Origin of the sequence: Pararhizobium antarcticum (assembly GCF_001885585.1) — a bacterium.
Classification (GTDB): domain Bacteria; phylum Pseudomonadota; class Alphaproteobacteria; order Rhizobiales; family Rhizobiaceae; genus Pararhizobium; species Pararhizobium antarcticum.
The window spans coordinates 1-2507 of record NZ_LSRP01000026.1; the positions used below are offsets into that span (position 1 = coordinate 1).

A 2507-nucleotide genomic window follows, 5' to 3' on the forward strand; every position below is an offset into this window, starting at 1 on the left:
TGAGAGCGGCGGTGCAAAAGTCGGCCACGGTAGCGGCGGAATAGTCCGGCTGCGGGCGGAGTAAAATCCGGCCACCTATTTCTCTTCTGCGACGAATGCAGGAGGGCTTGGGGATCTACACCGTGGAAATCTATCTGAAGGTTCGCCTGGCTGTTTCTGAAGGCATGACACAGCGTCAGGCAGCAAAGCATTTCAACATATCGCGCGACAGCGTCGCCAAGATGCTGTCGTATTCGACGCCGCCTGGCTATCAGCGACGCTCATTAATCCAGCGGCCGAAGCTGGATGCGTTCGTTTCAACCATCGATCATTGGCTGGAGGAAGACAGACAAGTGCCGCGCAAGCAGCGCCATACGGCCAAGCGGGTGTTCGACCGACTTCGTGACGAGCGCGGCTTCACCGGCGGCTACACGATCATCAAGGATTATATGCGCGAGCGGGATCAACGTCGCCAGGAGGTGTTCGTGCCGCTGGCTCATCCGCCGGGCCATGGGCAGGCCGATTTCGGCGAGGCGATGGTGGTGATCGGCGGCGTGGAGAGGAAAGCGCACTTTTTCGTGCTCGACCTGCCGCATAGTGACGGCTGCTATGTCAGGGCCTATCCGGCGGCGGTGGCCGAGGCCTGGGTCGATGGCCACATCCATGCGTTCGCCTTCTTCGGGGCCGTGCCGCAGTCGATCGTCTACGACAATGACCGCTGCCTTGTTGCGAAGATCCTGCCCGACGGGACACGCAAGCGAGCAGCGCTGTTCAGCGGCTTCCTGTCCCACTACCTGATCCGGGATCGCTATGGCCGTCCAGGCAAAGGCAACGACAAAGGGAACGTCGAGGGTCTCGTTGGCTACGCCAGGCGCAACTTCATGGTTCCGATCCCGCAGTTTCCGACATGGGAGGCATTCAACGTCTGGCTGGAAGAGCAATGTCGCAAGCGCCAGCGCGCCCGGTTGCGCGGTGAGAGCGAGACGATCGGCGAGCGCCTGCAGCGGGATCTGGCCGCCATGCGTGCGTTACCACCGTCGCCTTTCGATGCGTGTGATCAGGCAAGCGCCAAGGTGACGGCCCAGTCGCTCGTGCGCTACAAGACCAACGACTATTCCGTGCCGGTCGCCTACGGCCATCAGGACGTCTGGGTGCGGGGTTATGTCGACGAAGTGGTGATTGGCTGCCGGGGCGAGATCATAGCCCGCCATCCGAGATGCTGGGAACGGGAGGACGTCGTCTTCGACCCTGTACATTACCTGCCGCTGATCGAGCAGAAGATCAATTCTCTGGATCAGGCGGCCCCTCTCCAGGGCTGGGATCTGCCGCAAGAGTTCGCCACGCTGCGCCGCCTGATGGAGGGCCGTATGGCCAAACATGGCCGGCGGGAATATGTGCAGGTTCTTCGCCTGCTGGAAAGCTTCGATCTCGCCGACCTGCATGCGGCGGTGACGCAGGCCCTCCAGCTCGGAGCCATCGGCTTCGATGCGGTCAAACACCTCATCCTGTGCCGGGTGGAACGCCGACCGCCGCGACTGGACCTGTCCATCTACCCGTATTTGCCGAGGGCGACGGTCGAGACGACATCGGCGAAGGCCTATATGCGATTGCTTTCCGACCGTGGGGAGGAAGCAGCATGACCGTCGAAGCACCAGAGATACTGCTTGCCCACTATCTCAAGACCCTGAAGCTGCCGACCTTCCAGCGCGAGTACCAGAAACTGGCTCGGCTATGCGCCACCGAAGGCGTCGACCATGTCGGATACCTGTTCCGGCTCTCCGAAAGGGAGATGATCGAACGCGATCGCCGCAAGGTCGAGCGTCGGATCAAGGCGGCCAAATTCCCCGTCGTCAAAAGCCTTGATAGTTTCGACTTCGCCGCCATCCCGAAGCTCAACAAGATGCAGGTGCTGGAACTGGCGCGTTGCGAATGGATCGAGCGTCGCGAGAACGTGATAGCGCTTGGGCCCAGCGGCACGGGCAAAACCCACGTGGCTCTCGGTCTCGGCTTGGCCGCATGCCAGAAGGGCCTGTCCGTTGGGTTCACCACGGCCGCCGCCCTGGTAAGCGAGATGATGGAGGCGCGTGACGAACGGCGTCTGCTCCGCTTCCAGAAGCAAATGGCCGCATACCAGCTTCTCATCATCGACGAGTTGGGCTTCGTGCCGCTTTCCAAGACCGGTGCAGAATTGCTGTTCGAGCTGATCTCACAACGGTATGAACGCGGCGCGACCCTGATTACCAGCAACCTTCCATTTGACGAATGGACCGAAACCTTGGGGTCGGAGCGTCTGACCGGCGCTCTGCTCGATCGCATCACCCACCACGTCAACATCCTCGAGATGAACGGCGATAGCTATCGTCTCGCCCAAAGCCGAGCCCGAAAGGCCGGCTGAAACACCTTCAGAACATCGACGCGCACGCATGAGACCCCCGCTCGGGCTACGCCCTCCCGGAGGTCTCATGCGTGCGCCGCAAGTGGCCTGGTTTTACTCCGCCGCCTGGCCGGTTTTTACTCCGGCGTTGACA

2 protein-coding genes are annotated in these 2507 nt (G+C 61.5%); both read left to right on the forward strand.

The window, feature by feature from the left end:
- Positions 1-122: 122 nt before the first annotated feature.
- Complete coding sequence (gene istA / locus AX760_RS03490; RefSeq protein ID WP_139276433.1) at positions 123-1619, forward strand: IS21 family transposase; 1497 nt, start codon at positions 123-125, stop codon at positions 1617-1619.
- A complete protein-coding gene (istB, locus tag AX760_RS03495; RefSeq protein WP_071831503.1) occupies positions 1616-2374 on the forward strand; it encodes an IS21-like element helper ATPase IstB in 759 nt (252 codons plus the stop codon). Before istA ends, istB begins: the two co-directional genes overlap by 4 nt.
- The last annotated feature ends 133 nt before the right edge of the window (positions 2375-2507 follow it).

Coding starts and splice junctions, on each gene's coding strand:
- istB (WP_071831503.1), top strand. CDS start 1,616: ATGACCGTCGAAGCACCAGAGATACTGCTTGCCCACTATCTCAAGACC.